Below are 26,518 nucleotides of genomic sequence, written 5' to 3'. Positions count from 1 at the left end.
TCAAATGTTCCTAAAAAGTTCTTTACACGCGACGTCAATTATGAGAACAAAGTAGCAACAGAGGGAATGGAGGTGCCAGATGGCCAAGGAAATCAAGGAGCTTCTCGACCGCAATCACAGCACGCTGCTGGCCGACGCCGTAGGGGGCATCGCGCTTTGCGCAAGCTTCATCATGGCGCTTTGGCTGCCGGGGCTCCTCTAAGCCCGACCTGTCTCATCGTTACTGCCTCGCGCTTTTTGGCTGCCGCACCTGTCCCAAACCCGCGGCTTTGCCTGTCACCCAGGCCCCGCCTGTCCGTAAAGCGCAACCTTCAGCCGCCGCTCTTTCGAGTGGCGGCTTTTTTTATCGCGACGGAGAGAGTGGTTAGCGGCTCAGCACTGCTCGAGCGCTTCGAGCGTCGCCTCGGGGGCGAGCAGGATCGAGCCATGCCGGTTGGGGTAGTCGCGCGCGGCTTGCAGTACTTCATAATCGCCGAAGGGCGCATCGGGGACAGGGCCGCCCTTGAGCATCTCGGCCAGCTGATCGCGCAGCTTCGCGATCTCATCGCGCGTGCGGCCCACGACCTGGGCCCCGAAGATCGCAGCAGAAGCCTGACCCAGCGCGCAGGCATGTACGGTCTGGCTATAGCCGGTCACGCGGCCGTCTGCGCAGGTCAGCGCGACTTCGACTGTGGAGCCGCAAAGCGGCGCGCGCTTGCGCATGGTCACGTCGGGCTCGGGCAGCGGATCGGTGCTCGGCATATCGGCGGCCAGCGCCAGAATACGCTGCGAATAGAGCTTGATCAGATCGGTGTCGCTCATCTCTTTCCCCTTCGGCCCGTCCGGCGTAGATAGGACCTGAGCCACAGGAAGGAAAGAGCCGATGCCATTCGATCCCGCCAGCTTGACCTATGACGCCAACGGTTTGATCCCCGCCATCGCGCAGGATGCGCTGTCGGGCGATATCCTGATGATGGCATGGATGAACGCTGAGAGCGTTACGAGAACACTCGAAACAGGGCGCGTAACCTATTGGTCGCGCTCGCGACAATCGTTCTGGGTAAAGGGCGAGACCTCGGGCCATGTGCAGCGCCTGCGCGAGATGCGGGTGGATTGCGACCGCGACACGCTTCTGGTGCTGGTGGAGCAGGAAGGCCCGGCCTGCCACACCAATCGCCGGTCGTGCTTCTATACCGCGATCCGCGATGGCGAGGAGGTCGAGATCCTCACGCCGATGGAAGATTGAGAGCGACCCTTCGGGGAAGATGTTTCCGTCAAGAGGAAGCGGGTAGCCCGACCATGCGGCGAATCTCGTCCGGGGTGACCCCATCCTCGCGGTATTTCGCAATCGCGCGGGCGTCGTCGCGCTTGGCGAGGCGCTTGCCGGTCTCGTCGCGAGTTAGAGCGTGATGGCAATAAGTTGGCGTCGGAAGTTCAAGTATCTCTTGAAGCAGAACATGGATCTGCGTGGCGTCGAACAGGTCTGCGCCGCGTGTGACATGGGTAATGCCCTGTGCGGCATCGTCTAGCACCACGGCGAGGTGATAGGACGTACCCATCTCGCGGCGTGCAAGCACGACATCGCCCACCTTGTCGATCAGATCGGCGCGAGAGATGTGATGAGTGCCTTTGTGCAGTGCGCAGATTTCCTCGAAGCGGATATTGCGGGCGGCGCGGGTCATGTTCAGACGCAAGGCGCTTTCAGGCAGCGGAGCCCCGGGTCGGCGCGCGCCGCTGTCGCGGCAGGTGCCGGGATAGATCAGGCCGTCGGGCCCGTATTGCGCGCCTTCCTGCGGTGCGGAGGCCGCCGCCTCGATATCGCGCCGCGTGCAGGAGCATGCAAAGAGAAGATCGCTTTCCCAAAGTCTTTCAAGGGCTTCGCGATAGAGGTTCAAGCGATCCGATTGGCGCAGAACCGGCCCGTCCCAAGACAGCCCGAGCCAGTGTAAATCGTCGTAGATCTGCTGTTCCCAGTGCGGGCGCGCGCGGCTCTGGTCGATGTCTTCGATGCGCAGCAAGAACTGCCCGCCGGCCTTGCGCGCCATGTCATGCGCGAGGATCGCGCTATAGGCATGGCCCAGATGCAGCGGGCCCGTTGGCGAGGGGGCGAAGCGTGTGATCATCGACGCGCGCACCCTGCCAAATCAGCCGCCCGCGCGGCGATCCGCATGCGCCTGATAGATCAGGATCCAGGCGAGCGCGATGAACATCGGATGCGTCAGGCCGCCCGAGAAGATGATCGCCGGAACCCAGATCACGAAGACGAGGATCGCAAGGAAGATGCGCCCGATCAGCAGGATCGAAAGCGGTGGCAGAAACAGGGCCAGAACGTAGTTCATACGGTCTCTCCTTGATGTGCCAGCCAGTCGCCGAAGACCGTCTTGGCGCGTTCGGTATAGGCCTTGTAGCGGTCTTTGCGGCCACGCCGCCCGCCCTTGGCGTCGATCGGCGGGAAGAGCCCGAAATTGACATTCATCGGTTGGAACGTCTTCGCCTCGGCCCCGCCTGTGATGTGGGTGATCAACGCCCCCATCGCGGTTTCGGGTCCCGGCGGCGGCAGCTCGCGGCCCTGAAGCTCCGCAGCGGCCATGCGACCCGCCAGAAGGCCCATCGCGGCGCTTTCGACATAGCCTTCAACGCCGGTGATCTGGCCCGCGAAGCGCAGGTTCGGGTGCGACTTAAGCCGCATCTGAGCATCGAGCAGCGTCGGCGAATTGATGAAGGTGTTGCGGTGAATCCCGCCGAGACGCGCAAACTTGGCATCCTGAAGTCCCGGAATCATCCGGAAAACAGCAGCTTGCGCGCCGTACTTCATCTTGGTCTGGAAGCCCACGATATTGTAGAGCGTGCCGAGCGCGTTGTCGCGGCGCAGCTGCACCACCGCCCAAGCCTTGGTCTGCGGATCGTGCTCGTTGGTCAGGCCGACCGGTTTCATCGGCCCGTGGCGCAGGGTCTCGCGGCCGCGTTCAGCCATCACCTCGATCGGCAGGCAGCCGTCAAAATAGCCCGCGGTCTCGCCCTCGTGGAACTCGGTCTTGTCGGCCTCGAGCAGTGCGTCGATGAAGGCCTCGTATTGGTCCTTCGTCATCGGGCAGTTGATATAGGCCGTGCGCTCTTCCTCGGTCTCGCCCTTGTCGTAGCGCGACTGACGCCATGCGACGGACATGTCGATCGTGTCGGCATAGACGATGGGCGCGATGGCGTCGAAGAAGGCCAGTCGCTCTTCGCCGGTGGCTTGCAGGATAGCTTTGCCGAGGCTCTCAGACGTCAGAGGCCCGGTCGCAAAGATCCATTTTCCCTCTGAAGGAAGCTCCGTAACTTCTTCCTCCGTAAAGGAAATATTCTCGTGGGCGCGGAGCGCCTCGGTCACCGATTGCGAAAACGCCTCGCGGTCCACGGCCAGCGCGCCGCCTGCGGGCAGACGGTGCTTACGCGCGGTCTCCATGATCAGCCCGTTCGCGGCGCCCATCTCCCAATGGAGTTGACCCACGGCGTTGCGTTCGTGATCGTCGGAGCGGAACGAGTTCGAGCAGACCATCTCGGCATAGTTGCCGGTCTGGTGCGCGAAGGTTTCGACCTTGGGCCGCATCTCGTGCAGCACCACGCGGATGCCGGCATTCGCCGCCTGCCAGGCCGCTTCCGAGCCCGCCATGCCACCGCCGACGATATGGAGTTCTTCTGTCATGGCCGCTCATGTAGTGGTCAAAGCGGCAAAAGGGAAGGCCGATCCGCGGAGGGAAAACGGGAAACGGCCCGGAGCATCCCCGGGCCGTTTCTTGCGATCAGAAATCGTCGAGCTTGGGTCTCTTGCCGATCGAGACATGGTCGATGTCTTCAAGCGCAAATCCCTTGATGATCGAAGGGATCATCATCGACACCAGTATGAAGATCGGCAGGCCCACGACGGTGATCACCTGTTGCAGCGCGGTCAACCCGGCATCGCCTGCGAGTATGATCAGCATCGCCGCGACCAGACCTTCGGCCGCGCCCCAGAAAACGCGCTGATGGACGGGGCCGGGCGTCGGCGTGCCGGTGCAGAGCATGTCGACCACCAGCGAGGCCGAGTCCGACGACGTCGCGAAGAAGATCGCCACCACGACGACGGCGATGCCCTGAACGATATGGACGAAGGGGAAATGCTCGAAGAAGGCGAACATCGCGAGCGGAACGCTATCGGAGACCGCTTTCGACAATTGCCCCGCCTGATCGCCCATCGCGGCGCGTGCCGCCTGTCCGATGCCGTCGAACTCCATCGCCTGCCAGCCGAAGATCGCGAACCAGATCAGGGTGAAGAGTGACGGCGCCAGCAGCACGCCGAAAACGAATTCGCGCACCGTGCGACCGCGCGAGATGCGCGCGACGAACAGCCCGATGAAGGGGGACCAAGTCACCGTCCAGGCCCAGTAAAACACCGTCCACGAGCCCTGCCAGCCCCAGCCGGGCGTGTCGGGGTTCTCGTTGGCCAGCATGTCGTTCCAGAAGGCCAGATGCGGCAGGTTGGAGAAATAGAGCCCGAAGGTCTGGACGATCCCGCGCAGCAGGAACAGGGTCGAGCCGAAGATCAGCACGAAGACCATCAGACCGACCGCCATGCCGATATTGATATTCGACAGCAGCTTCACGCCCTTGTCGAGCCCAGCGACGATGGAGGTGATCGCAACGGCGGTCAGCGCGGTGAGGATCGCGATCTTGACGAAGGTGCCGTCGCCCGTACCGAGAAGCGCATCGAGGCCGGCGGCGATCTGGCTGGAGCCGAGGCCGAGCGAGACGGCGACGCCAAACAGCGTGCCGAGGATCGAAGCGATGTCGATCGCCTTTCCGATCGGCCCGTTGATGCCCTCTTTCAGGAGCGGGTAGAACACCGAAGAGACCCGCACCGGCAGGTCGTAGCGGTTGATGAAATAGGCAAACCCCAGCCCCGGCAGCGTGAAGATCGTCCAGGTGTGCAGGCCGAGGTGATAGATCGCGATTGAGATCGCGTCTTTCGCGGCCTCGTCGGAAAAAGGCTCGACGCCCGGCAGCGGTGGTTCGGAGAAATGGCTGATCGGTTCGGCCACGCCCCAGAACATCAGCACCGTGCCGATACCGCCCGCGAACAGCATCGTGAACCATGACAGATTGCCATATTCCGGGCGGCTGTCCTTCGGCCCGAGCCGGATATGGCCATGGCGCGACAGCGCAGCCCAGATCAGGAAGCCCAGCCAGATATTGACGCCGAGAATGAAGAACCAGCCGAGATTGGCGACGATCCAGGAACGGCCCGCGGCGAACGCGTCGCCAATCGGGCCGGGAAAGATCACAAGGGCGAGCACGAAGACGATCGTGAAGCCTGCCGATACGAAGAAGATCGTCGGGTCGGTTCTTAGGCCGAGCCTATCTGCCAAGGCTTTCATGAAACTCTCCCTTTTTTGAATAGTGCAACCGCAACGGGTGGCTTCAGGGGTGGTTCCGGGCAAATGGCGAATTGAGAGCAACAAAGAGTCGAAACGGTGCGGCACGTGGCTGAGCCGCAACATCGAAACTCCGTGCGATCAGAAGGCGAGGTTGTGGCGGAAGAGGTTCGTGGTCGAACCTTTTCCAGGGGTGACGCGGAGGCCGACGTTCCAGAGATCGAACTCGCCATCGCGACTATTCTTCTAACGTGGAAGCCATAATGGGAAAGCCCCCGGTCCTTGCGGAACGGGGGCTTGATTTCATTGTTTTTTGCGAAGCCGTTGCGAATTGCGAGCAACTTACGCTGGATCAGCTTTCGCTATCCTCCGCACCGCCGTTCCCGGAGGCGTCCGGCGCGGAAGGTGCATCGGCCGACCCATCGGAATCCGGATCCAGATCGTCGTCGTCGCCCTGATCGGCGATCCGTGCAACCGAGACCACGACTTCGCCCTTGGCGGTGTTGAACACACGCACGCCACCGGCAGAGCGCGAGCGGAAGGAGATGTCTTCCACCGGGCATCGGATCGACTGACCCGTCGAGGTTGCGAGCATGATCTGATCGCTCATCGCGACCGGGAAGGAGGCCACCAGCGGGCCGCCCCGCATCGCCTTGTCGATCGCCGTCACGCCCTGACCGCCGCGACCGCGGGTCGGGTAGTCATGGCTCGACGAGATCTTGCCCGACCCCTTCGAGGTGATCGTCAGGATCAGATCCTCGGCGGCGGACATCTCGGCATAACGTTCCATCGAGAGCGGCCCCTCGGCCACGGTTTCCTCGTCCTCGTCGGGCTCGACCTCGTCCTCGGTCACGCCCGCCATCAGGCGACGCTGCTTGAGATAGGCCGCGCGCTCTTCCGAGCTGGCTTCGAAGTGGCGGATCACCGACATCGAGACGACCTCGTCATCGCCCTTCAGCTTGATGCCGCGAACGCCGACCGAGTTGCGCGAGTTGAACACGCGCACTTCCGGCACCGGGAAGCGGATCGCGCGACCGCTGGCGGTGACCAGCATCACGTCGTCGTCCTCGGAACAGATGCGCGCATTGATCAGGCGCATTCCGGCGTTCTCGTCCTCGAACTTCATCGCGATCTTGCCGTTGCGCATGACGTTGGTGAAATCCGACAGTCGGTTGCGGCGCACGGTGCCCTTGGAGGTCGCGAAGACCATCTGCAGGTCGTCCCATTCCGCCTCGTCGCGATCGACCGGGGTGATCGCGGCGATCGAAACGCCTGTGGGGATCGGCAGGATGTTGACGATCGCCTTGCCCTTCGACTGGCGAGAGCCGAGCGGCAGCTGCCAGCACTTCATCTTGTAGACCACGCCTTCGGTCGTGAAGAACAGAAGCTGCGTGTGGGTGTTGGCGACGAAGAGCGTGGTGACCGTGTCGTCATCCTTCAGCGCGCCACCCGACAGCCCTTTGCCGCCGCGCTTCTGCGAGCGGAAATCGGCCAGAGGCGTGCGCTTGATGTAGCCGCCCTGAGTGACGGTCACGACCATGTCTTCGCGCTCGATCAGGTCTTCGTCGGCCATGTCGCCGGCCCAGTCGATGATCTCGGTGCGGCGCGGCACGGCAAACAGCTCGCGCACTTCGCGCAGCTCGTCGGCGATGATGCCCATGATCCGCTCGCGCGAGGCGAGGATGGCGAGGTATTCGCGGATCTTCTCGGCCAGCTGGGCGAGCTCGTCCGTGACTTCCTTCACGCCGATCTGGGTCAGACGCTGAAGACGCAGATCGAGGATCGCGCGGGCCTGCGTTTCCGACAGGTTGTAGGTGCCGTCATCGTTGACCGGATGCAGCGGATCGTCGATCAGCTTGAGATATTCGACGATGTCATGCGCGGGCCAGCGCCGCTCCATCAGGCGGGTGCGGGCCTCTGCCGCGTCGGCCGAGGAGCGGATGGTCGCCACGACCTCGTCCACGTTCGACACCGCCACGGCCAGACCGCAGAGGATGTGGCTGCGCTCGCGCGCCTTGCGCAGTTCGAACGCGGTGCGGCGTGCGACGACTTCCTCGCGGAAGCTGATGAAATAGGTGAGGAACTGGCGCAGCGTCAGCTGCTCGGGGCGGCCGCCGTTCAGCGCCAGCATGTTGCAGCCGAAGGAGGTCTGCATTTGCGTGAAGCGGAAAAGCTGGTTGAGCACCACATCGGGGGTCGCGTCGCGCTTCAGCTCGATCACGACACGCACGCCAACGCGGTCGGATTCGTCGGCGATGTTCGAGATGCCTTCGAGTTTCTTCTCGCGCACGAGATCGGCGATCTTCTCGATCATCGCCGCCTTGTTCACTTGATAGGGAATCTCGTCAAGGATGATCGCGAAGCGGTCCTTGCGGATCTCTTCCACGCGGGTCTTCGCCCGGATGATGACCGAGCCACGGCCCTCGAGGTAAGCCTTGCGCGCACCGCCGCGCCCCATGATCTGGCCGCCGGTCGGAAAGTCGGGGGCGGGGACGATCTCCATGATCGCCTCGTCCGACATGTCGGGGTTCTCGATCAACGCCAGCGTCGCGTCGCAGACCTCGCCGAGGTTGTGCGGCGGAATGTTGGTCGCCATGCCGACGGCGATACCGCCCGCGCCGTTGACCAGCATGTTCGGGAAGCGTGCGGGCAGAACCGTCGGCTCTTCCTGCTTGCCGTCGTAGTTGTCCTGGAAATCGACCGTGTCTTTCTCGATATCGGCGAGAATGTAATTGGCCGGTTTCGCCATGCGCACTTCGGTGTAGCGCATCGCCGCCGCGTTGTCGCCGTCCATCGAGCCGAAGTTGCCCTGACCGTCGAGCAAAGGCAGCGACATCGAGAAGGGCTGCGCCATCCGCACCAACGCGTCGTAGATCGCGGCGTCGCCATGCGGGTGATACTGACCCATGACGTCGCCGACCGGACGCGCCGACTTGCGATAGGGCTTGTCGAAAGTGTTCCCGGTCTCGTGCATCGCATAGAGGATGCGCCGGTGAACGGGTTTCAGACCGTCGCGCAGATCGGGGATCGCGCGGCTCACGATCACGCTCATCGCGTAATCGAGATAGGCGGTTTTCATCTCGTCCGCGATGGAAACGGTGGGGCCGAGATAAGCGGGCCGCCCGGGGCCTTCTTCTTCGGTTTCCGGCGGTTCAGGAGTGTCGGTCACGCGCGCCTCGATATTCTAGATATTGTTGTGGAACCTTATAAAGGCCGCAAGCGGCGGGTGCAATCATGGAGAAGGCCCCGGCGGGTGCGCGGGGCCTTCTTCGTGACGTCAGGTTAGGGCGATCGGGGCGCGGCCCGTGCCGCAGCCGATCAGCCTTCGCGGGCTGCGCGCTTCCGCTCGTGAGGATCGAGGTGCAGTTTGCGCAGGCGGATCGCCTTGGGCGTGACTTCGACCAGTTCGTCGTCGTTGATATAGGCGATGGCCTCCTCGAGCGACAGACGCACCGGCGGGGTCAGGCGGACCGCTTCATCCGTGCCCGAGGCGCGGACGTTGGTCAGCTTCTTGCCCTTGAGCGGGTTCACTTCGAGATCGTTGTCGCGCGAATGCTCGCCGATGATCATCCCGGTATAGACCTGCTCCTGCGAACCGATGAACAGCTTGCCGCGCTCCTCGAGGTTCCACAGCGCGTAGGCGACAGAGACGCCATTCTCCATCGAGATCAGCACGCCCTGACGACGCCCGTCGATCTGGCCCTTGTATGGCGCCCAGCTATGGAACAGGCGGTTCAGCACGCCCGAGCCGCGCGTGTCGGTCAGGAACTCGCCCTGATAGCCGATCATGCCCCGCGAGGGGACATGGGCCACGATGCGGGTCTTGCCACCCTCGGCCGGGCGCATCTCGGCCAGTTCGCCCTTGCGGTAGCCGGTCAGCTTCTCGATCACGACGCCGGAATACTCGTCATCCACGTCGACGATGACTTCCTCGATCGGCTCCATGCGCTGGCCGTCTTCCTCGCGGAAGATCACCTTCGGGCGCGAGATCGACAGTTCGAACCCTTCGCGGCGCATGTTCTCGATCAGCACGCCCATCTGGAGTTCGCCACGACCCGAGACCACGAAAGCCTCGCCGCCGGGGGTGTCCTCGACGCGGATCGCGACGTTGGTTTCGGCCTCTTTCATCAAGCGGTCGCGAATGACGCGCGACTGCACCTTCGAGCCGTCCTTGCCGGCGAGCGGCGAGTCGTTGATGCCGAAGGTCACGGAGATCGTCGGCGGGTCGATCGGCTGGGCGTCGATCGGGGTATCGACTTCCGGCGCGCAGAGCGTGTCGGCGACGGTGGCCTTGGTCATGCCTGCGACGGTGACGATGTCGCCAGCGACGGCTTCGTCGATCGGCTGCTGCGACAGGCCACGGAAGGCGAGGATCTTGGTGCAGCGGAAGGCTTCGATGCGCTCGCCCTTGCGCGAGAGCGCCTTGAGCTGATCGCCGACCTTGAGCGTGCCCGCCTCGATACGGCCGGTCAGGATGCGCCCGATGAACGGGTCGGCCGAGAGCGTGGTGGCCAGCATCTGGAACGGCTCGTCGGCGCGGAATTCCTGCTTCGGCGGCTCGACATGCTTCAGGATCAGCTCGAACAGCGCGTCGAGGTTCTCGCGCGGGCCGTCCAGCTCGGTATCCGCCCAGCCACCGATGCCCGAGGCATAGAGATGCGGGAAGTCGAGCTGCTCGTCATCGGCGCCGAGATTCGCGAAGAGGTCGAACACCTCGTCCAGCGCGCGGTCGGGCTCGGCCGCGGGCTTGTCGACCTTGTTGAGCACGACGATCGGCTTCAGGCCAAGCGCAAGCGCCTTCGAGGTCACGAACTTGGTCTGCGGCATCGGGCCTTCGGCTGCGTCCACCAGCAGCACGACACCGTCCACCATCGAGAGGATACGCTCGACCTCGCCGCCGAAATCGGCGTGGCCGGGGGTGTCGACGATGTTGATGCGGGTGCCGCCCCATTCCACCGAGGTGGCCTTGGCGAGAATGGTGATGCCGCGCTCGCGCTCGATGTCGTTGCTGTCCATCGCGCGTTCCGCGACGGCCTGGTTTTCACGGAAAGCGCCCGATTGGCGCAGAAGCTGGTCCACGAGCGTCGTCTTGCCGTGGTCCACGTGAGCGATGATCGCAATGTTGCGAAGGTCCATGGGAGGTCGTCCTGTTCTTGAGTTGCCCCGCCCATAAAGGAAAGATCGCCTCTCGGCTAGCCCCCCAGCATGGCGATCTCGCCGCGATGCGGCATCGTGTCAGTGGAAATGCGATTTCGAGAACAGGTTGATCACGAGGATGCCTGTCAGAATCAGCGCGATCCCGATCAGGGCGGGCAAATCCAGCCGCTGATTGAACATCAGCCAGCCCACGCCCGCGATCAGGACCATGCCGATCCCGGACCACAGCGCATAGGTGATCCCGAGCGGCAGCACCTTCAGCACCAGCGTGAAGAAATAGAGCCCGCCGATGAAGCCCACCGCCACGCCCACCGTCGGCCAGAGCCGCGTGAATTGCTGGCTGGCCTGCAGGCAGGCCGAGCCGAAGGTCTCGAAAGCGACCGCGATGAGCAGGATGACATAGGTCTTGAGCATGGCCGGCACTCTGCCGGATCACTCGGCGATATACCAGTCCCGGCGGTGGTTCATCGCGATGACGAAATTCAGCACGATTGCACCCAGAAGCGAGTAGAGCACCAAAGGCGGCGCGAGGATGAAGCTCGCGATGACGAAGAGGCAGAGGTCGTGGATCAGCTGCGTCCAGCCGGCGCGAAAGCCGAACTTGTCCTGCAAGATCACGGCGACGATGGAGACGCCACCGAGCGAGCCCTTGTGACGGAAGAGGCCGAGAAGGCCGACGCCTGCGGAGATCCCGAACAGCACGGCGGCCACGGCAGGGTGGATATCCGCGACATGCAGAACGGGTTTGAGCGCCTCGGCCATCAGCGACACGAGCGTCACGGTCACGAGGCTTTTCAGCGCAAAGCCTGCGCCGCGCGCGTAATATGCGAAGGCGTAGAAGGGGATGTTGATCACGAAGAACACGACCCCGAAGCTGACCCCCGTGATATAGGACAGGATCAGCGCGGCGCCTGCGGTGCCCCCGGTCACGAGGCCCGCGGCGCGCAGCAGGTGGATTCCCAGCGCGGCTTGAGCGGCGGCCACGACAAGGCCCTGCAGATCCTCGAGCTTCGAGTAATGCGGACGGGTCGCGTCTTTGGCGGCGATCTGGTCGGCGGTGATATGTGCGTCAGTGGTCATGACCTAATAATAGGGCATAATCGCTGACCTACCAACTCGCTGGGCGCAGGTCCGCCTTGCAGTACTCGAAAGGGTCGGGCAGGGCGCGCGGGCCCGTGGCCGGCCGATCGCGTCCGGATCAGGTAGCGATATAGCGGTCGCGGCGGTGGTTGATCAGGATGATCACGTTCAGAACCATCGCGCCCAGAAGCGACCACAGCACCTTGTCGAGCGGCAGCACGAACAGCGCGAAGAGGAACACGCCGCAATCGAACAGGATCTGCGTGCGGCCCGCTTTGAACCCGGTCTTGTCCTGCAGATAAAGCGCCACGATCCCCACGCCGCCAAGGCTCGCGCCGTGGCGAAACAGCGCCAGAAGCCCTGCGCCCGAGACGACCCCCGCCAAGACAGCCGCCGCGCCGGGGTGAAGGGTGGCGAAGCTGAGAAGATGCGGCAAGATCTCGGTAAAGACAGACAGGATGGCCACTGCGATCACCGTCTTCACGGTGAATCGCTTCCCCATCCGGCGCAAGGCAAGCCAATAGAAGGGCAGGTTGAGGGTGAAGAAGATCGCACCGAAGCTCCATCCGGTGACGTAGGAGAGCACCAGCGACAGCCCCGCGATCTGCCCGGTAAACAAGCCCGCGCCGTGCAGCAGCGCTACGGCGAGCGCCATCATCAGCGTGCCGGAGAGAAGCCCTTGGGTGTCCTCGGGCAGGGTATGACGATGCGGGTCTTGGATGCGGGTCTGGCTCATGGCGCTCAGATGCCATGAGGCAACGCCAAGCGCAAGAACTGAGGCGCATCGGCAACAGAGGTGCCTCAATACCTCCCAAACACCGTCGCGCGAGTTGCCGTGCTGTCGGAGATCGGGCCAAGTGGCGCCATTCGCAACGCCCAAGTCAAGAGGAGGGCCGCCATGATGTCATATCACCAAGCCCTCGCAGCGTATTGCGAAACCCGTATCGGTTTTTCGGTCACCGCCCGCGTCGCACGACGCCTCGCCTGACCGTACCGATCCGACCCGGGGCCTAGGCCCCACTCCCGCAAAGTGACCCGATTTCCGCGTCCCGATCCTGTCGCGACGCATCCTGGCCGCGCTCTCGCGGTTCCCGTCGGGTCTTCTTTCACATCAATCGAAGAAAGGCCGGTTGCGGGATTGGACCCGCGCCGGGACATCATATGATCCAGACTCTCGAGCGTCCGAACGACGCCTTCACCATCGAAGCCACGATCGCCAAGTTCGGCGCAGGTAAAGTGCTGCGCGCGGCGCTGCTCGCGCTTATTTCCCGCGGAAACAAGCCGCGTCCGCTCGATGCCGGGCAGCTGAGCGACCACTTGCGCAGAGATATCGGGCTCGGGCCCGCTGAGCCTCCGCCAGAGCCGTGGAGCATGATGCGGTAAACGAAAGGGTCGGGCGTGTGATGCGCCCGGCCCATGCAAGGACATGAAGGGCGCGCCCGACCTGGGGTGGGCGCTCTGATCCGCCCGTGTGAGGGTGTTTTATCTCGCACGCCCGAATGACTGCGTGCTTGCGGAGACACCGCCGATGCGCCCTCCCGGGGGGAATGAGGAGGGACCGTCGCGCCTGTGGCGCGGCGTAAGCCTGACGAATGGGCGCGGCCCGGGGCTGGTCGCCCCGTGCCAGTCGGGCGTCGCTCGCCAAACGAAAAAGGCGGGGAGAACCCCGCCTTCCTCAACCCATTTCGCGCGCTTTAGAGCGACAGCGACTTGTTCAGGTATTCGTCGATCTTCTCGAGGAAGCCCATCGTGGTCAGCCATTTCTGATCGGGGCCCACGAGCAGCGCGAGGTCCTTGGTCATGTGACCATCCTCGACCGCCTGCACGCAGACCTTCTCGAGCGTTTCCGCGAAGGTCTGAAGCTGCGCGTTGCCGTCCAGCTTGGCGCGGTGCTTCAGGCCACCGGTCCAGGCGAAGATCGAGGCGATGGAATTCGTCGAGGTCTCCTTGCCCTGCTGGTGCTGGCGGTAGTGCCGCGTGACCGTACCGTGGGCGGCCTCGGCTTCGACCGTCTTGCCATCGGGCGTCATCAGGATCGAGGTCATCAGACCCAGCGAACCGAAGCCCTGCGCGACCGTATCCGACTGCACGTCGCCGTCGTAGTTCTTGCAGGCCCAGACATAGCCGCCCGACCATTTCAGCGAGCTCGCCACCATGTCGTCGATCAGGCGATGCTCGTACCAGATGCCGGCTTCCTTGAACTTCTCGGCGAATTCTTCCTCGAAGACCTGCTGGAACAGATCCTTGAAGCGGCCGTCATAGGCCTTGAGGATCGTGTTCTTGGTCGACAGATAGACCGGCCAGCCCTTCATCAAGCCGTAGTTCAGCGAGGCCCGCGCGAAGTCGATGATCGACTTGTCGAGGTTGTACATGCCCATCACGACGCCTGCGTCAGGCGCCTGGAACACTTCCTTTTCGATGACTTCGCCATCGTCGCCCACGAATTTCAGCGTGATCGTGCCCTTGCCGGGGAAGCGGAAATCGGTGGCCTTGTACTGGTCGCCATAGGCGTGACGGCCCACGACGATCGGTTTGGTCCAGCCGGGCACGAGGCGCGGGACGTTCTTGCAGATGATCGGCTCGCGGAAGATGACGCCGCCGAGGATGTTTCGGATCGTGCCGTTGGGCGAGCGATACATGCGCTTGAGGTTGAATTCCTCCATGCGCGCCTCGTCGGGGGTGATCGTCGCACATTTGACGCCGACGCCGTATTGCTTGATCGCCTCGGCCGCATCGACGGTGATCTGGTCGTCGGTCGCGTCGCGGCTCTCGATGCCGAGGTCGTAATATTTCAGGTCGATATCGAGATAGGGCAGGATCAGTTTCTGCTTGATGAAGTCCCAGATGATGCGGGTCATCTCGTCGCCGTCGAGTTCGACGACGGGGTTCTCTACCTTGATCTTGGTCATGCGCGTTCCTTTTCAGATCGGGCTTAATTCACGGGTTCGTGTGCCGGGGAGGCCGGGAATTGAAAGGGGCGGCCCGCGCCGCCCCCTGATCTCAGTGCTCTCAGCCGATGATGGCGTTGAGCGTCTCGCTCGGGCGCATCACCGCGGCGAGCTTTTTCGGATCGGCGTGGTAGTAGCCGCCGATATCGGCGGGCTTGCCCTGAACCTCTGCCAGTTCGGCCACGATCTTCGCCTCGCCTTCGGCCAGCGCCTTGGCGATCGGGGCGAATTCGGCGGCCAGTTCGGTATCGTCGCCTTGCGCGGCGAGAGCCTCGGCCCAGTAGCGGGCGAACCAGTAGTGGCTGGCGCGGTTGTCGGGCTCGCCGACCTTGCGCGAGGGCGACCGGTCGTTGTCGAGAATGCCCTGCGTCGCGGTCTCGACCGTCTCGCCCAGCACGCGCGCTTTCGCGTTGTCGGTCTGGTCCGCGAAGAACTTGAAGCTCTCGCCCAAGGCGCAGAATTCGCCGAGGCTGTCCCAACGCAGGTGATTTTCCTCCACCAGCTGCTGAACGTGCTTGGGGGCCGAGCCGCCAGCGCCGGTCTCGAACAGACCACCGCCCTGCATCAGCTTCACGATCGAGAGCATCTTGGCCGAGGTGGCCAGCTCCAGGATCGGGAACAGGTCCGTCAGGTAGTCGCGCAGCACGTTGCCGGTGATCGCGATAGTGTTCTCGCCCTTGGTGATGGTCTCGAGCGAGGCGATGGTCGCCTCACGCGGGGCCATGATCTCGAACTTGTCGGCCACGCCCTTGGCTTCCAGGATCGGCTTCACGTAGGAGATCAGCTCCGCATCGTGGGCGCGGGTCTCGTCGAGCCAGAAGATCGCGCGGTAGCCGGTCGCCTTCTGACGGTCGATGGCGAGGTTCACCCAGTCTTCGATCGGCGCCTTGCGGGCCGAGGCCGAACGCCAGATGTCGCCCTTCTTCACGTCATGCGAATGCAGGACCGTGCCGTCGTCCAGAACCATCTTCACGGTGCCGTCGTTCGGGATCTCGAAGGTGGTCGGGTGCGAGCCGTATTCCTCGGCTTTCTGCGCCATCAGGCCGATGTTCTGAACGGTGCCCGCGGTGGCGGGGTTCAGTTTGCCGTTGGCTTTGAAATACTCGATCGTCGCGTCATAGACCGGCGCGTAGGAGCTGTCCGGGATCACGCAGACGCAGTCGTGTTCCTTGTTGTCCGGGCCCCAGCCCTTGCCGCCGGCGCGGATCAGAGCGGGCATCGAGGCGTCGATGATGACATCGGAGGGCACGTGCAGGTTGGTGATGCCCTTGTCCGAGTTCACCATATACATCGGCGGACGCTGGTCGCGGACTTCCTCGATCGCAGCCAGGATTTCCGGCTCGCCCTTCACGCGCTCCAGCAGGTCGCCCATGCCCGAGGCCGGATCGACGCCGAGCGACTTCATCTTGTCACCGTATTTCTCGAAGACCGGCTTGAGCCATTCCTTCACCGCATGACCGAAGATGATCGGGTCGGAGACCTTCATCATCGTCGCCTTCATATGCAGCGAGAACAGGACGCCTTCGTCCTTGGTCTTCTTGATTTCCTCGGCGAGGAAGGCGTCGAGCTTGTCAGCCGACATGTAGGTCGCGTCGACCACGGTGCCTTCGGGATAGCTCACGCCGTCCTTGAGAACGGTCTCGCCATCGGCGCCTTCCAGCACGATCTTGGCGGTGGCCGCCTTCGGCAGGGTGGCCGAGACTTCGTTCGAGAAGAAATCGCCTTCTGACATCGAGGCGACGCGGGTCTTGCTGTCGGCGGTCCACTCGCCCATGCGGTGCGGGTTGTTCTGCGCGAATTTCTTCACGGCAGCGGCGGCGCGACGATCCGAGTTGCCCTCGCGCAGCACCGGGTTCACGGCCGAGCCCTTGATCGAGTCGTATTTCGCGCGGACGGCTTTTTCCTCATCGGTCTTCGGCTCTTCCGGGTAATCGGGCAGGGCGTAGCCTTGGCCTTGCAATTCACGGACGGCAGCGACCAGCTGCGGCACCGAGGCCGAGATGTTCGGCAGCTTGATGACGTTGGCCTGCGGCGTTTTCACGTAATCGCCGAGCCAGGCCAGATCGTCCGACTGGCGTTGCTCTTCGGTAAGCGCTTCGGGGAAGGTGGCGAGGATGCGGCCCGCGAGCGAGATATCCTTGGTGCCCACCGAAATCCCGGCCGCTTGCGCGAATTTGCGCACGATCGGCAGCAGCGATGCGCTTGCCAGTTCCGGGGCCTCGTCGACCTTGGTGTAAATGATGTCAGGAGTGTTCTTGTCGCTCATGGCACAGCCCTCTTCGGTTGAAGCCTCGGTTTGCTGCCTCTTACCCGATTCAGATGCGCTTGGCTAGACGGTATGCGATTGTATACGGAGGTTGCCCGAAATCCCCATGCAACGGGCGCTGAGGGGCCGCACGCGTCAGCTGCGCGCCGCGAACCAGCCTTCGACCCGATCGCGCACCCAGTCCCACACCGCGGGCGCGCCACGGGCAATCTTGGCGCCGATGCGCTCTTCGAGTTGGGTGAAGCTGACATCGTAATCGATCCACGATCCACCGCCGGACTGATGATTGAGCAGGACCGGCTGCACCCGGTCGAGCGATTTCGCGAAGATCGCATCAGGGGTCTCGTTGGCCTCGAATTCCTGCCACAGTGCCAGCATCGCTGCCCCCTGGTCCTCAGGCAGCAGTCCGAAGATGCGCTCGGCGGCGGCGGCTTCGGCCTTCTGGATGTCTTCCGCGCCGTGCGCCGTGCCGCCTTGGCTGTGGATCGGCACGTCGCCCACGTCGATCTCGACCAGATCGTGCAGCAGGAGCATGCGGATCACCCGGTCGATCGAAACACCTTCGGGCGCCTGCTCGGCCAGTGTCAGCGCGTAGAGCGCGAGCGACCAGCTATGCTCGCCGGAATTTTCGGGGCGCGAGGCGTCGTGGATCGGCGTCGCGCGGGTCACCGATTTAAGTTTCTCGGCTTCGGCGAGGAAGGTGAATTGCTGATCGAGCCGGGTCATGAACGTCTCCAGAGCCGGGGCAGAAGCAGAAGAAGCGCCACGAAGGCGAACAGACCGCCCGCGCGCCAGCTCATCGCGCGATCGGTATAGGCAGCACAGTCGAGGTTCGGCGCCGCGAAAGCGTAGAACAGAACCGTGCCGAAGATCGAGAAAACGACGATGCCCATGCCCAGAACCGGCGGGATCGCGCGGTTCGCGGCGGCGAGCAGGAGCCCGGTCCAGCCAAGCCAGAGCGGTACCGCCACGACGATCAGGTGCAGCGGACGCGCGAGCAGGTCTGCAAGCCCGAGCCGCAACGCCTCACCACGCGAATGCGATCCGGCCCAGTCGCCGTCGCAGAGCATCTGGCCTGCATGAAAGGCCGTCGCGATGATCAGCGACAGGGCAAGGGAAAGGGCTGCCGCGAAGAGGACGCGCGCGGCCCCCGGGCTCATGCCCCGGTCCCGGAATCCGGTGTTTTCGCCGCCGCCTGTGCGCGTTTTTCCAACTCCACCAGCTTGCGCTCGAAGAATTCGCGGCCGCGTTGCTCGGCCATGTGCAGGCGACAGGCGGTCATGTAGGCCTCCTGCAGGGAGGGCGACGACGTGCCGATATAGTTGCTCACCTCCATGAAGAGGCGATCGTCGTCGTATTTGCGCATCGCCTCCATCGTGTCGGTGGCGAGCTTTTCGGCCAGTTCGTCGATCAGCGCCATCAGCGCGTGCCCTCCGTCAGCCGGCGGCGCACATAGGTCTGAACGGTCTCGATCATCGGCTGCATATGGGCTTCTTCGTTCTTGAAGAAGTGGTCCGCGCCCTCGATGACCTCATGGGTGATCGTGATGCCCTTCTGCTCCTGCAGCTTGGAGACCAGCTGCTCGGTCTCTTTCGGCTGCGCGATCCGGTCGTTCGTGCCGTTGATGATCAGACCCGAGGACGGGCAGGGCGCAAGGAAGGAATAATCGTAATTGCCGGGGCCGGGCGAAGACGGGCCGGGCGGGGCAACGGAGATGAAGCCGGTGATCTCGGGGCGGCGCATCAGCAGCTGCATGCCGATCCACGCGCCGAAGGAATGGCCCGCGACCCAGCAATGCTTCGAGTTCGGGTTCATCGCCTGCAGGTAGTCCAGAGCCGAGGCGGCATCGGACAATTCGCCCACGCCTTGATCGTATTCGCCTTGGCTGCGGCCCACGCCCCGGAAGTTGAAGCGCAGAACCGTGAAGCCCATTTTGAAAAAGGCGTAGTGCAGGTTGTAGACGACGCGGTTATTCATCGTGCCGCCGAACTGCGGATCGGGATGCAGGATGATCGCGATCGGCGCGTCGGGTGCGGGCTGCGGGTGGTAGCGCCCCTCGAGGCGACCTTCGGGACCGGGAAAAATGACTTCGGGCATCGTCTCTCGTTTTTATTGCGCCAGCTCTGGGTTCCGGGGCCGCCAGCGCATCCGCCTTTCTTGACGGGTCGGCGCGGCTGGCCTAGGAGAAAGCCACCCCCGGCGCCATGCCGGGAGATCGGGCATTGGTGGAGGTAATCGGCCCTCGCGCTTGCGTCAATGCTTTAGCAATGATTCACTCCTGCGCGGGCAGAGTTTTCGGGCCGATTTGCGGTCAAATACGGGTTCGGATGGGTCTCGGACCGGGGAGGGTGCATGAAACTGTCGACGAAAGGCCGTTACGCGATGGTCGCGCTGGTCGATCTGGCGCTGGCGGGCGAAGGCAGCCGGACCTCGCTGGCGGCGCTGTCCGAGCGTCAGGATATCTCGCTGCCTTATCTGGAGCAGCTCTTCGTACGGCTGCGCCGTGCGGGGCTGGTGAATTCGGTCCGCGGCCCCGGCGGGGGCTACCGTCTTGCGCGCACGCCCGCGGAAATCCGCATCTCGGAGATCTTCGAGGCCGTGGACGAGACCGTCTCGGCGATGCATGTCGGCGCCGGCGCCTCGGGCGCGATTTCGGGTTCGCGGGCGCAGTCGATGGCGAACCGTCTTTGGGAGAGCCTCTCGGCGCAGGTCTTCGTCTTCCTGCATCAGACGACGCTCGAAGACGTGGTGAAGAACCAGCTCAAACCCTGTCCGGCGGTGCCGAGCCTGTTTTCGGTCGTCGACGAGTGATCCCGTCCGTCCGGGCATGATGGTCGCTCGCGGGCGCTTCGCGGGGGATATTTTCGCCGAGGCGAAGGCACGCCCTTTCTTCTTCGGCTTGGGTCAAATATCCCCGCCGGAGGCATCCGACATTTCATTCACGCGGAGCGTATCATGGCGCGCAGCTATCTCGACTGGAACGCGACAACGCCGCTGAGGCCCGAGGCCCGTGCGGCGATGATCGAGGCGATGGACTTGGTCGGCAACCCATCCTCCGTGCATTCCGAGGGGCGTGCCGCGAAGGCACTGATGGAGCGGGCGCGCAATCAGGTGGCGGCCGCCTTGGGCGCAGAGGGACAGGACGTGATCTTCACCTCCGGCGCCACGGAAGCCGCCGCCTTGGCGCTGGCCGGGCGCGAAGTCCATTGTGCGGGCGTCGAGCATGACGCGGTGCGCAGCTGGTGCGTGGAGGATCTGCCTGTGGACCGGGCAGGGCGGATCACCGTCACCGATCCCGCAAATTCGGCGCTGCAGCTGGCCAATTCCGAGACCGGCGTGGTGCAGGAGTTGCCCGAAGGCCTGTATCTGAGCGATCTCACCCAAGGGTTTGGCAAGATCCCGTTTGCGTTCAACTGGCTCGGCACCACCTGCGGCATCGTTTCGGCGCATAAGCTGGGCGGGCCGAAAGGCGTCGGCGCGCTGATCGTGAAGCGCGGCACGGATATCGCGGCGCAGCTCAAGGGCGGCGGTCAGGAGATGGGGCGCCGCGCCGGCACCGAGAACCTGATCGGTATCGCGGGCTTCGGTGCGGCAGCCGAGGCCGCCTCGCGTGATCTTGAGGGCGGAATCTGGCGCGAGATCGAAAAACTTAGAAACATTCTAGAAAACGCCATTGCGGATCGGGCAAGCGAGACTATTTTTGTCGGGAATGAATCGTGCAGGCTTCCGAACACGTCCTGCTTCATCACGCCCGGCTGGAAGGGCGAGACGCAGGTGATGCAGATGGACCTGGGCGGGTTCGCGGTCTCCGCAGGCTCCGCGTGTTCGAGCGGAAAGGTCAAAAGCTCCGCCGCGCTGGTCGCGATGGGCTTTTCGGAAACCGAGGCGGGATCGGCATTGCGGGTCTCGCTGGGGCCGCAGAGCCGCGAAGAAGATGTCATGCGTTTCGCCGAACACTGGCTGAAATGCGAAGCGAAACACCGCGCACGGCGCGGGTAAGAGATGGGAGAGCCGGATATGGCGGGCGTTGATCAGGTGGAAGTACGTGAAGGCGTCGATCGCGAGACGGTCGAGACCGTCCAGAATATGGGCACCTACAAATACGGCTGGAACACCGATATCGAGATGGAATACGCGCCGAAAGGCGTGAACACGGATATCGTCCGCCTGATCTCGGACAAGAACAAAGAGCCCGAGTGGATGACCGAATGGCGTCTGCAGGCTTTCTCGCGCTGGGAAGATATGCCCAAGCCGAACTGGGCGCTGCTGAAGGTTCCGGAAATCGACTTCCAGGACCAGTATTACTACGCGCGCCCGAAAAGCATGGTCGAGAAGCCCAAGTCGCTCGACGAGGTCGACCCCAAGCTGCTCGCGACCTATGAAAAGCTCGGCATTCCGCTGAAGGAACAGATGATCCTCGCGGGCGTCGAAGGGGCGGAGGACATCAACCTCGAAGATCGCCAGATCGCGGTCGATGCGGTGTTCGACAGCGTCTCCGTCGGCACGACCTTCAAGGACAAGCTGGCCGAAGCGGGCGTGATCTTCTGCTCGATCTCGGAAGCGATCCAGGAACACCCGGAGCTGGTGAAGAAATATCTCGGCTCTGTCGTGCCGCAGGGTGACAACTTCTACGCAGCGCTGAACTCCGCCGTGTTCTCGGACGGCTCCTTCGTCTACGTGCCGCCGGGCGTGCGCTGCCCGATGGAACTGTCGACCTATTTCCGCATCAACGCGGAGAATACCGGGCAGTTCGAGCGCACCCTGATCATCGCAGACAAGGGCTCTTACGTGTCCTATCTCGAAGGATGCACCGCGCCCAAGCGCGACACCGCGCAGCTGCACGCGGCCGTGGTCGAGATCATCGTCGAGGAAGACGCCGAGGTGAAATATTCCACGGTGCAGAACTGGTTCCCGGGCGATGAAGACGGCAAGGGCGGCATCTACAACTTCGTCACCAAGCGCGCCGATTGCCGCGGCGACCGCGCCAAGGTGATGTGGACGCAGGTCGAGACCGGCTCCGCGATCACATGGAAATACCCGTCCTGCATTCTGCGCGGCAACGAAAGCCAGGGCGAGTTCTACTCTATCGCCATCGCGAATAACTGGCAGCAGGCCGATACCGGCACCAAGATGATCCATCTCGGCAAGGACACCCGCTCGCGGATCGTGTCCAAGGGCATCTCGGCCGGTCAGGCGCAGAACACCTATCGCGGTCTCGTCTCGATGCACCCGAAAGCGACCGACTCGCGCAACTACACGCAATGTGACTCGCTGCTGATCGGCGACAAATGCGGCGCGCACACGGTTCCCTATATCGAGGTGAAGAACAACTCGAGCCGGGTCGAGCACGAGGCCACCACCTCGAAGGTCGATGACGATCAGCTGTTCTACTGCCGCGCCCGCGGGATGGACGAGGAAGAGGCCGTGGCGCTCGTCGTCAACGGGTTCTGCCGCGAAGTCCTTCAGGCGCTGCCGATGGAATTCGCGATGGAAGCTCAAAGCCTTGTGGCGATCTCGCTGGAGGGGAGCGTCGGGTGATCTTCACGCGCGCAAATATCGAAATTGCCGAGGATCTGCCCCATTTCGGGCATAATCATTATGCATGTCTTAACCTGTCCAAATGGATAGGTGAGGACCATGACGATATCGAGCGCCAGCTTCAACGATCGCCTCGCGCGGATCGAGAAAACGCGGAAATCGGCGAAGGGCCGGATTCAGCTGCATATCGGCGATCAGGAAGCCTGGGTGACCAACGATTCCGCGATGCTGCGTCGGGTCATCGCCAAGCCGCGTCACTCGCGGCTGGCCGTGTTCAAGGTCCTGCCCGCGCTGATGGTCGGCGCGATCGGGATGATGATCGTGACGGCGCTCAAGATGCGCTTTCTGACGCCGGAACTCGCCGAGAAGGTCGGCTCCAACCCGGATCTGGTCCTCGTGGTCGCGGCAGTGCTGACGGCCTTCGGGCTGGGCATGGTGCTGCGGCTCGCCTCGGTGAAACTGATGGCGGTGCAGCTGCTGGGCGTCGCGCTGGCCTTCGTGGGGCTGCACAATATCGCGTTCTGGAAACCGGATATGGCGGCGCTCGCCTTCACGCCCGACTGGGTGGAGCAGCAGACCGCGCAATTCGAGCCGCGCACACTGCGCTACGCCGAGACAACGATCCGCTTCTGACCCCATGCGCGCCCGCCGCGGCCCGTAAGGGTCGCCAAGGGGGAGAGCGCGCATGATCGTCACCACCACACCCACCATCGAGGGTCGCCCGATCGCGACCTATCATGGCATCGTCGTGGGCGAGGCCATCATGGGCGCCAATGTCGTCCGCGATATCTTCGCGCAGGTCACCGACATCATCGGTGGCCGCTCCGGCGCTTACGAATCCAAATTGCAAGACGCGCGCGCCACGGCGCTCGGCGAGCTTGAAGACCGCGCCCGCGAGCTGGGCGCGAATGCCGTTGTCGGCGTCGATCTCGACTACGAGGTCGTCGGCCAATCCATGCTAATGGTGTCGGCCTCCGGCACCGCTGTAACCGTATCCTGAGGAAGAACCATGCTTGATATCAAGAACCTGCACGTCAAACTGGAAGAAGAGGACAAGCAGATCCTCAAGGGCGTCAACCTGAGCGTCGAGTCCGGCAAGGTCCATGCGATCATGGGTCCGAACGGGTCCGGTAAATCCACGCTGTCCTACGTGCTCTCGGGCCGCGATGGCTACGAGGTCACCGAAGGCGAGGCGCATCTCAACGACACCGACCTGCTCGATTCCGAGCCCGAAGAGCGCGCGGCGGCAGGCCTGTTCCTCGCGTTCCAATACCCGGTGGAAATTCCCGGCGTCGGCAACATGACCTTCCTGCGTACCGCGCTCAACGCACAGCGCAAGGCCCGCGGCGAGGAGGAAATCTCCGCTGGCGACTTCCTGAAACTGGTGCGCGGCAAGGCGAAATCGCTCAAGATCGACGCCGATATGCTGAAGCGCCCGGTCAATGTCGGCTTCTCGGGCGGTGAGAAGAAGCGTAACGAAATCCTTCAGATGGCGATCCTCGAGCCGAAGATGTGCATCCTCGACGAGACCGACTCCGGCCTCGACGTCGACGCGATGCGTCTCGTGGCCGAAGGCGTGAACGCGCTGCGCGACGAGGGCCGTTCCTTCCTCGTCATCACGCACTACCAGCGCCTGCTCGACCATATCAAACCCGATGTCGTCCACATCATGGCGGATGGCCGCATCATCGAGACCGGCGGGCCGGAACTGGCTCTCGAGGTCGAGAAGAACGGCTATGCCGACCTGCTCGCGAAACACGGGATCTCGGAGGTGATGGCGTAATGTCGGCAGTCGAGAAAATGACCCCCGCCGAGACGCGGCTGGCGCGCGTTTCTCTGCCCGAGGGCTTCGGGCCGCAACGCCGCGCCGCGCTGGACCGTCTGAACGCGATGGGCCTGCCGGGCCGTCGCGACGAATACTGGCGCTGGACCAACCCGACCGATTTCATCGCGCCCGATCCGGTGCCCGCCGCGCCCTTCGCGGATGACGAGCCCGAAATTTTCGGGGAAATCGATCGGCTGAAGATCGTATTCCGCGACGGTGTTTTCGATGCCGAGGCCTCCGACGATCTGGCGATGTCCGGTGTCGAAATCCTGCGTCTTGCCGATGCGCCCGACGTGAACTGGGCCAGCAGCCTTTACGGCACGCTGGAAGCCAACGGTCAGGACCCGGTGAAGCGTCCCTTCGCGGCGCTCAACACCGCGTCGGCGACCGATGGCGTTCTGATCCGCGTGACCGGTGCCGCCGAGAAACCCGTGAGCCTGATTTATACCCATGAGTCAGAGAGTTCCGACCCGATCCTTCATCACCTCGTGAAGCTGGAAGAGGGCGCGGAGATCACGGTTCTGGAGAACGGCCCGGCCGGGGCGCGCTTCAACCAGCTGATGGAAGTGGATGTCGCGAAACACGCGAAATTCCACCACATCCGCGTGCAGGGCCGCGACCATGAGCGTCGTGCGATCACCTCGATCTTCACCCGCGTCGCGGAAGAGGGCCTGTTCAAGAGCTTCACGCTGACCTCGAACGGGGTGCTGACGCGCAATGAATGCGTGATCGACATCGTGGGCGACGACGCGAACGCCCATGTCGCGGGCGCGGCTCTTGGCGATGGCAAGACCGGCAAGTTCCACCACGACGACACCGTCTTCATCACCCACGGGGCCGAGCGCGGCGAGAGCCGTCAGGTCTTCAAGAAAGTTCTGAAGAACGGCGCCGAGGGCATCTTCCAGGGCAAGATCCTCGTGAAGCCGGGCGCGCAGAAGACCGATGGCTACCAGATCAGCCAGTCGCTCCTGCTCGACGAGAACAGCCAGTTCCTCGCGAAGCCGGAACTCGAGATCTACGCCGATGACGTGCAGTGTTCGCACGGCTCGACCACCGGCGCGATCGACGAGACGGCGCTTTTCTACCTGCGCTCGCGCGGCGTGCCGGAAGAGGAAGCCACCGCGCTTCTGGTTCTGAGCTTCGTGGCCGATGCCATTGAAGAGATTGAGGAAGAGCGGTTCCGCGATGCGATCCTCACCCGGTTGGAAGGGTGGCTTTCGCGCCATCGCGGCTGAGGCGCGGCGATGTCCGCGACCGACGATATCCGGCGCAGCTACCGGCGTCCGCGCGTGGTGATGCGCGAGCATCTCGCGCGTCCGGCTTCCGAGCCGCGCGCGCTGGTCTTCCTGCTTGCGGCGCTGACCGTGATCTTCATCGCGCAATGGCCGCGGTTGTCGCGGATCGCCCATGAGATGCCCGACCAGCCGATGGTCGGGCTGATGATGGGCACGGTGCTGGCGCTGCTGGCCACCGTGCCCGTTTTCTACGCGATTGCGGCATTGAGCCACCTTGTGCTGCGCCTCCTTGGCGGGCAGGGAAGCTGGTATGGTGCGCGCGTCGCGCTGTTCTGGTCGCTTCTGGTTGTCTCGCCGCTGATGCTGCTGCAAGGGCTGGTCGCGGGGTTCATCGGACGCGGCGCGGAACTTTCGCTCGTCTCCGCGCTTGTGACCGTAGCCTTCGTCCTGCTATGGGGCGCAGCGTTGCGGGTGGTGGAATTCGAAGGAAAAACAAACTGATGCAGCCCGACCTTAAAGAATGGCTTATCCGCAGCTTCACCGATCCCAAATCGGTTGCGCGCGATTTGATCGGGCTGAATCTGAGCGGCAATGCGCGGTTCATGGCGATGGTGCTGGTTGTCGTGATGACGGCGATCCTCGGCACGCTCGCGCAGCTGGTGTTCTCGTTCATCACCAAGGTCGATATCGGCACGGTGACGCCGCCGCTGACCGTCGTGGGGCTGCAGGCAGCCCTTCTGGTCTATGGCGCCTTCGCTATGTCTTTCGTCGGCCAACGCTTTGGCGGGAATGGGAAATTCTCGGATGCGCTGCTGCTTCTGACCTGGATTGAGTTCGTTCTGATGATCGGTCAGATGATCCAGGTCGTGCTTATGGTGTTCTTCCCGATCTCGGCCACTCTGATGTCGGTGCTGCTGGTGGCGCTGATGTTCTACTTGCTGGTGCAGTTCACGATGGTTCTGCACGGGTTCGAAAACCCCTTGGCGACCGGCTTCGGGGTTATCTTGACCTTTCTGGGCTCGGCGATGATCGCGGGGATCGTGCTGGTCTCGACCGGCCTCGTGCAAATGCCCGCAGACCCCGCGTCACTCTGAGGTGCT

The 26,518-nt window shown here is 63.4% G+C and carries 28 protein-coding genes; 12 read left to right on the top strand and 16 right to left on the bottom strand.

The genetic code is table 11. The annotated features are described in order from the left end of the window. Positions 1-79: 79 nt before the first annotated feature. Entirely contained in the window at positions 80-202 is a 123-nt protein-coding gene (locus DEM26_RS20810; protein WP_255266459.1) for a hypothetical protein, read from the top strand. 170 nt (positions 203-372) lie between these two features. On the opposite strand, the gene DEM26_RS06260 is transcribed toward DEM26_RS20810, so the two are convergent. Beyond that, positions 373-801, bottom strand: a complete 429-nt coding sequence (locus tag DEM26_RS06260) for an iron-sulfur cluster assembly scaffold protein (protein ID WP_109171962.1) — start codon at positions 799-801, stop codon at positions 373-375. A gap of 61 nt (positions 802-862) precedes the next feature. Here DEM26_RS06260 and hisI point away from each other — a divergent pair, with 61 nt between their 5' ends. After that, positions 863-1,225, top strand: a complete 363-nt coding sequence (gene hisI, locus DEM26_RS06255) for a phosphoribosyl-AMP cyclohydrolase (protein WP_088718574.1) — start codon at positions 863-865, stop codon at positions 1,223-1,225. A 28-nt stretch (positions 1,226-1,253) separates the two neighbouring features. On the opposite strand, the gene gluQRS is transcribed toward hisI, so the two are convergent. From gluQRS to DEM26_RS06210, 9 genes are all read right to left on the bottom strand, one after another. Continuing rightward, the gene (gluQRS, locus tag DEM26_RS06250) at positions 1,254-2,102 is read right to left on the bottom strand and encodes a tRNA glutamyl-Q(34) synthetase GluQRS (protein ID WP_109171961.1); all 849 of its coding nucleotides are present in this window, start codon (positions 2,100-2,102) and stop codon (positions 1,254-1,256) included. Between the two features lie 21 nt (positions 2,103-2,123). Further along, positions 2,124-2,318 carry a hypothetical protein gene (locus tag DEM26_RS06245; RefSeq protein ID WP_075774868.1) on the bottom strand — a complete coding sequence of 65 codons (195 nt, stop codon included), beginning with the start codon at positions 2,316-2,318 and terminating at the stop codon, positions 2,124-2,126. Continuing rightward, positions 2,315-3,664, bottom strand: a complete 1,350-nt coding sequence (gene trmFO, locus DEM26_RS06240; protein WP_109171960.1) for a methylenetetrahydrofolate--tRNA-(uracil(54)-C(5))-methyltransferase (FADH(2)-oxidizing) TrmFO — start codon at positions 3,662-3,664, stop codon at positions 2,315-2,317. Before trmFO ends, DEM26_RS06245 begins: the two co-directional genes overlap by 4 nt. Before the next feature lie 97 nt (positions 3,665-3,761). Further along, entirely contained in the window at positions 3,762-5,372 is a 1,611-nt protein-coding gene (locus DEM26_RS06235; RefSeq protein ID WP_075774866.1) for a BCCT family transporter, read from the bottom strand. A 349-nt stretch (positions 5,373-5,721) separates the two neighbouring features. Continuing rightward, positions 5,722-8,538 (bottom strand): DNA gyrase subunit A, encoded by a 2,817-nt coding sequence (gyrA, locus tag DEM26_RS06230; protein ID WP_109171959.1) that lies wholly within the window; start codon positions 8,536-8,538, stop codon positions 5,722-5,724. Positions 8,539-8,687: 149 nt separating this feature from the next. Further along, positions 8,688-10,505 (bottom strand): translational GTPase TypA, encoded by a 1,818-nt coding sequence (gene typA, locus DEM26_RS06225; protein ID WP_075774865.1) that lies wholly within the window; start codon positions 10,503-10,505, stop codon positions 8,688-8,690. Between the two features lie 99 nt (positions 10,506-10,604). After that, positions 10,605-10,940, bottom strand: coding sequence for a DMT family transporter (locus DEM26_RS06220; protein WP_075774864.1), 336 nt, complete (start codon positions 10,938-10,940; stop codon positions 10,605-10,607). Positions 10,941-10,958: 18 nt separating this feature from the next. Continuing rightward, on the bottom strand, positions 10,959-11,606 hold the full coding sequence (locus DEM26_RS06215) for a YitT family protein (RefSeq protein WP_077701228.1): 648 nt from the start codon (positions 11,604-11,606) through the stop codon (positions 10,959-10,961). Positions 11,607-11,724: 118 nt separating this feature from the next. After that, positions 11,725-12,342: a YitT family protein gene (locus DEM26_RS06210; RefSeq protein ID WP_088718578.1), complete on the bottom strand. Its 618-nt coding sequence runs from the start codon at positions 12,340-12,342 to the stop codon at positions 11,725-11,727. A gap of 425 nt (positions 12,343-12,767) precedes the next feature. Here DEM26_RS06210 and DEM26_RS06205 point away from each other — a divergent pair, with 425 nt between their 5' ends. Then, positions 12,768-12,989, top strand: a complete 222-nt coding sequence (locus DEM26_RS06205) for a hypothetical protein (protein WP_088722802.1) — start codon at positions 12,768-12,770, stop codon at positions 12,987-12,989. 311 nt (positions 12,990-13,300) lie between these two features. On the opposite strand, the gene DEM26_RS06200 is transcribed toward DEM26_RS06205, so the two are convergent. From DEM26_RS06200 to DEM26_RS06175, 6 genes are all read right to left on the bottom strand, one after another. Further along, a complete protein-coding gene (locus DEM26_RS06200; protein ID WP_075774861.1) occupies positions 13,301-14,515 on the bottom strand; it encodes an NADP-dependent isocitrate dehydrogenase in 1,215 nt (404 codons plus the stop codon). A 100-nt stretch (positions 14,516-14,615) separates the two neighbouring features. Then, a complete protein-coding gene (locus tag DEM26_RS06195; RefSeq protein ID WP_088722801.1) occupies positions 14,616-16,820 on the bottom strand; it encodes an NADP-dependent isocitrate dehydrogenase in 2,205 nt (734 codons plus the stop codon). 135 nt (positions 16,821-16,955) lie between these two features. After that, positions 16,956-17,546 carry an HD domain-containing protein gene (locus DEM26_RS06190; protein ID WP_109171958.1) on the bottom strand — a complete coding sequence of 197 codons (591 nt, stop codon included), beginning with the start codon at positions 17,544-17,546 and terminating at the stop codon, positions 16,956-16,958. Continuing rightward, positions 17,543-17,980, bottom strand: coding sequence for a hypothetical protein (locus DEM26_RS06185; protein ID WP_088722800.1), 438 nt, complete (start codon positions 17,978-17,980; stop codon positions 17,543-17,545). Before DEM26_RS06185 ends, DEM26_RS06190 begins: the two co-directional genes overlap by 4 nt. Then, the gene (locus tag DEM26_RS06180) at positions 17,977-18,240 is read right to left on the bottom strand and encodes a hypothetical protein (RefSeq protein ID WP_075774857.1); all 264 of its coding nucleotides are present in this window, start codon (positions 18,238-18,240) and stop codon (positions 17,977-17,979) included. Before DEM26_RS06180 ends, DEM26_RS06185 begins: the two co-directional genes overlap by 4 nt. Beyond that, positions 18,240-18,917: an alpha/beta hydrolase gene (locus DEM26_RS06175; RefSeq protein ID WP_075774856.1), complete on the bottom strand. Its 678-nt coding sequence runs from the start codon at positions 18,915-18,917 to the stop codon at positions 18,240-18,242. Before DEM26_RS06175 ends, DEM26_RS06180 begins: the two co-directional genes overlap by 1 nt. A 255-nt stretch (positions 18,918-19,172) precedes the next feature. On the opposite strand from DEM26_RS06175, the gene DEM26_RS06170 reads away from it, so the two are divergent. The 9 genes from DEM26_RS06170 (at position 19,173) to DEM26_RS06130 (ending at position 26,512) form a co-directional block, all read left to right on the top strand. After that, entirely contained in the window at positions 19,173-19,631 is a 459-nt protein-coding gene (locus tag DEM26_RS06170) for an Rrf2 family transcriptional regulator (RefSeq protein ID WP_075774855.1), read from the top strand. A 144-nt stretch (positions 19,632-19,775) separates the two neighbouring features. After that, positions 19,776-20,819, top strand: a complete 1,044-nt coding sequence (locus tag DEM26_RS06165) for a cysteine desulfurase family protein (protein WP_109171957.1) — start codon at positions 19,776-19,778, stop codon at positions 20,817-20,819. Positions 20,820-20,837: 18 nt separating this feature from the next. Continuing rightward, positions 20,838-22,358 (top strand): Fe-S cluster assembly protein SufB, encoded by a 1,521-nt coding sequence (sufB, locus tag DEM26_RS06160; RefSeq protein ID WP_075774853.1) that lies wholly within the window; start codon positions 20,838-20,840, stop codon positions 22,356-22,358. 99 nt (positions 22,359-22,457) lie between these two features. Next, a complete protein-coding gene (locus DEM26_RS06155) occupies positions 22,458-22,991 on the top strand; it encodes a hypothetical protein (protein WP_109171956.1) in 534 nt (177 codons plus the stop codon). A 52-nt stretch (positions 22,992-23,043) separates the two neighbouring features. Next, on the top strand, positions 23,044-23,358 hold the full coding sequence (locus DEM26_RS06150; RefSeq protein ID WP_075774851.1) for a heavy metal-binding domain-containing protein: 315 nt from the start codon (positions 23,044-23,046) through the stop codon (positions 23,356-23,358). Between the two features lie 9 nt (positions 23,359-23,367). Continuing rightward, complete coding sequence (sufC, locus tag DEM26_RS06145; RefSeq protein ID WP_075774850.1) at positions 23,368-24,141, top strand: Fe-S cluster assembly ATPase SufC; 774 nt, start codon at positions 23,368-23,370, stop codon at positions 24,139-24,141. Then, complete coding sequence (gene sufD / locus DEM26_RS06140) at positions 24,141-25,418, top strand: Fe-S cluster assembly protein SufD (protein WP_088718583.1); 1,278 nt, start codon at positions 24,141-24,143, stop codon at positions 25,416-25,418. The genes sufC and sufD overlap by 1 nt, the downstream gene beginning before the upstream one ends. Before the next feature lie 9 nt (positions 25,419-25,427). Then, positions 25,428-25,919 (top strand): Yip1 family protein, encoded by a 492-nt coding sequence (locus DEM26_RS06135; protein WP_075774848.1) that lies wholly within the window; start codon positions 25,428-25,430, stop codon positions 25,917-25,919. After that, complete coding sequence (locus DEM26_RS06130) at positions 25,919-26,512, top strand: YIP1 family protein (RefSeq protein WP_075774847.1); 594 nt, start codon at positions 25,919-25,921, stop codon at positions 26,510-26,512. The genes DEM26_RS06135 and DEM26_RS06130 overlap by 1 nt, the downstream gene beginning before the upstream one ends. The last annotated feature ends 6 nt before the right edge of the window (positions 26,513-26,518 follow it).

This window comes from Thioclava sp. NG1, from assembly GCF_003122275.1.
Taxonomy (GTDB): Bacteria; Pseudomonadota; Alphaproteobacteria; order Rhodobacterales; family Rhodobacteraceae; genus Thioclava; species Thioclava nitratireducens.
This window is presented reverse-complemented; position numbering and strand designations above follow the sequence as displayed.

Bases quoted from the DNA above. Each gene is read 5' to 3' on its own strand.
- DEM26_RS06245 (WP_075774868.1), bottom strand. From the start codon at position 2,318: ATGAACTACGTTCTGGCCCTGTTTCTGCCACCGCTTTCGATCCTGCTG.
- DEM26_RS06170 (WP_075774855.1), top strand. From the start codon at position 19,173: ATGAAACTGTCGACGAAAGGCCGTTACGCGATGGTCGCGCTGGTCGAT.
- DEM26_RS06165 (WP_109171957.1), top strand. From the start codon at position 19,776: ATGGCGCGCAGCTATCTCGACTGGAACGCGACAACGCCGCTGAGGCCC.
- DEM26_RS06215 (WP_077701228.1), bottom strand. From the start codon at position 11,606: ATGACCACTGACGCACATATCACCGCCGACCAGATCGCCGCCAAAGAC.
- DEM26_RS06150 (WP_075774851.1), top strand. From the start codon at position 23,044: ATGATCGTCACCACCACACCCACCATCGAGGGTCGCCCGATCGCGACC.
- DEM26_RS06210 (WP_088718578.1), bottom strand. From the start codon at position 12,342: ATGAGCCAGACCCGCATCCAAGACCCGCATCGTCATACCCTGCCCGAG.
- DEM26_RS06190 (WP_109171958.1), bottom strand. From the start codon at position 17,546: ATGACCCGGCTCGATCAGCAATTCACCTTCCTCGCCGAAGCCGAGAAA.
- DEM26_RS06130 (WP_075774847.1), top strand. From the start codon at position 25,919: ATGCAGCCCGACCTTAAAGAATGGCTTATCCGCAGCTTCACCGATCCC.
- typA (WP_075774865.1), bottom strand. From the start codon at position 10,505: ATGGACCTTCGCAACATTGCGATCATCGCTCACGTGGACCACGGCAAG.
- DEM26_RS06175 (WP_075774856.1), bottom strand. From the start codon at position 18,917: ATGCCCGAAGTCATTTTTCCCGGTCCCGAAGGTCGCCTCGAGGGGCGC.
- DEM26_RS06260 (WP_109171962.1), bottom strand. From the start codon at position 801: ATGAGCGACACCGATCTGATCAAGCTCTATTCGCAGCGTATTCTGGCG.
- DEM26_RS06180 (WP_075774857.1), bottom strand. From the start codon at position 18,240: ATGGCGCTGATCGACGAACTGGCCGAAAAGCTCGCCACCGACACGATG.
- DEM26_RS06155 (WP_109171956.1), top strand. From the start codon at position 22,458: ATGACGATATCGAGCGCCAGCTTCAACGATCGCCTCGCGCGGATCGAG.
- sufC (WP_075774850.1), top strand. From the start codon at position 23,368: ATGCTTGATATCAAGAACCTGCACGTCAAACTGGAAGAAGAGGACAAG.
- gluQRS (WP_109171961.1), bottom strand. From the start codon at position 2,102: ATGATCACACGCTTCGCCCCCTCGCCAACGGGCCCGCTGCATCTGGGC.
- hisI (WP_088718574.1), top strand. From the start codon at position 863: ATGCCATTCGATCCCGCCAGCTTGACCTATGACGCCAACGGTTTGATC.
- trmFO (WP_109171960.1), bottom strand. From the start codon at position 3,664: ATGACAGAAGAACTCCATATCGTCGGCGGTGGCATGGCGGGCTCGGAA.
- DEM26_RS06185 (WP_088722800.1), bottom strand. From the start codon at position 17,980: ATGAGCCCGGGGGCCGCGCGCGTCCTCTTCGCGGCAGCCCTTTCCCTT.
- DEM26_RS06135 (WP_075774848.1), top strand. From the start codon at position 25,428: ATGTCCGCGACCGACGATATCCGGCGCAGCTACCGGCGTCCGCGCGTG.
- DEM26_RS06205 (WP_088722802.1), top strand. From the start codon at position 12,768: ATGATCCAGACTCTCGAGCGTCCGAACGACGCCTTCACCATCGAAGCC.
- DEM26_RS06235 (WP_075774866.1), bottom strand. From the start codon at position 5,372: ATGAAAGCCTTGGCAGATAGGCTCGGCCTAAGAACCGACCCGACGATC.
- DEM26_RS06220 (WP_075774864.1), bottom strand. From the start codon at position 10,940: ATGCTCAAGACCTATGTCATCCTGCTCATCGCGGTCGCTTTCGAGACC.
- DEM26_RS20810 (WP_255266459.1), top strand. From the start codon at position 80: ATGGCCAAGGAAATCAAGGAGCTTCTCGACCGCAATCACAGCACGCTG.
- DEM26_RS06195 (WP_088722801.1), bottom strand. From the start codon at position 16,820: ATGAGCGACAAGAACACTCCTGACATCATTTACACCAAGGTCGACGAG.
- sufB (WP_075774853.1), top strand. From the start codon at position 20,838: ATGGCGGGCGTTGATCAGGTGGAAGTACGTGAAGGCGTCGATCGCGAG.
- DEM26_RS06200 (WP_075774861.1), bottom strand. From the start codon at position 14,515: ATGACCAAGATCAAGGTAGAGAACCCCGTCGTCGAACTCGACGGCGAC.
- sufD (WP_088718583.1), top strand. From the start codon at position 24,141: ATGTCGGCAGTCGAGAAAATGACCCCCGCCGAGACGCGGCTGGCGCGC.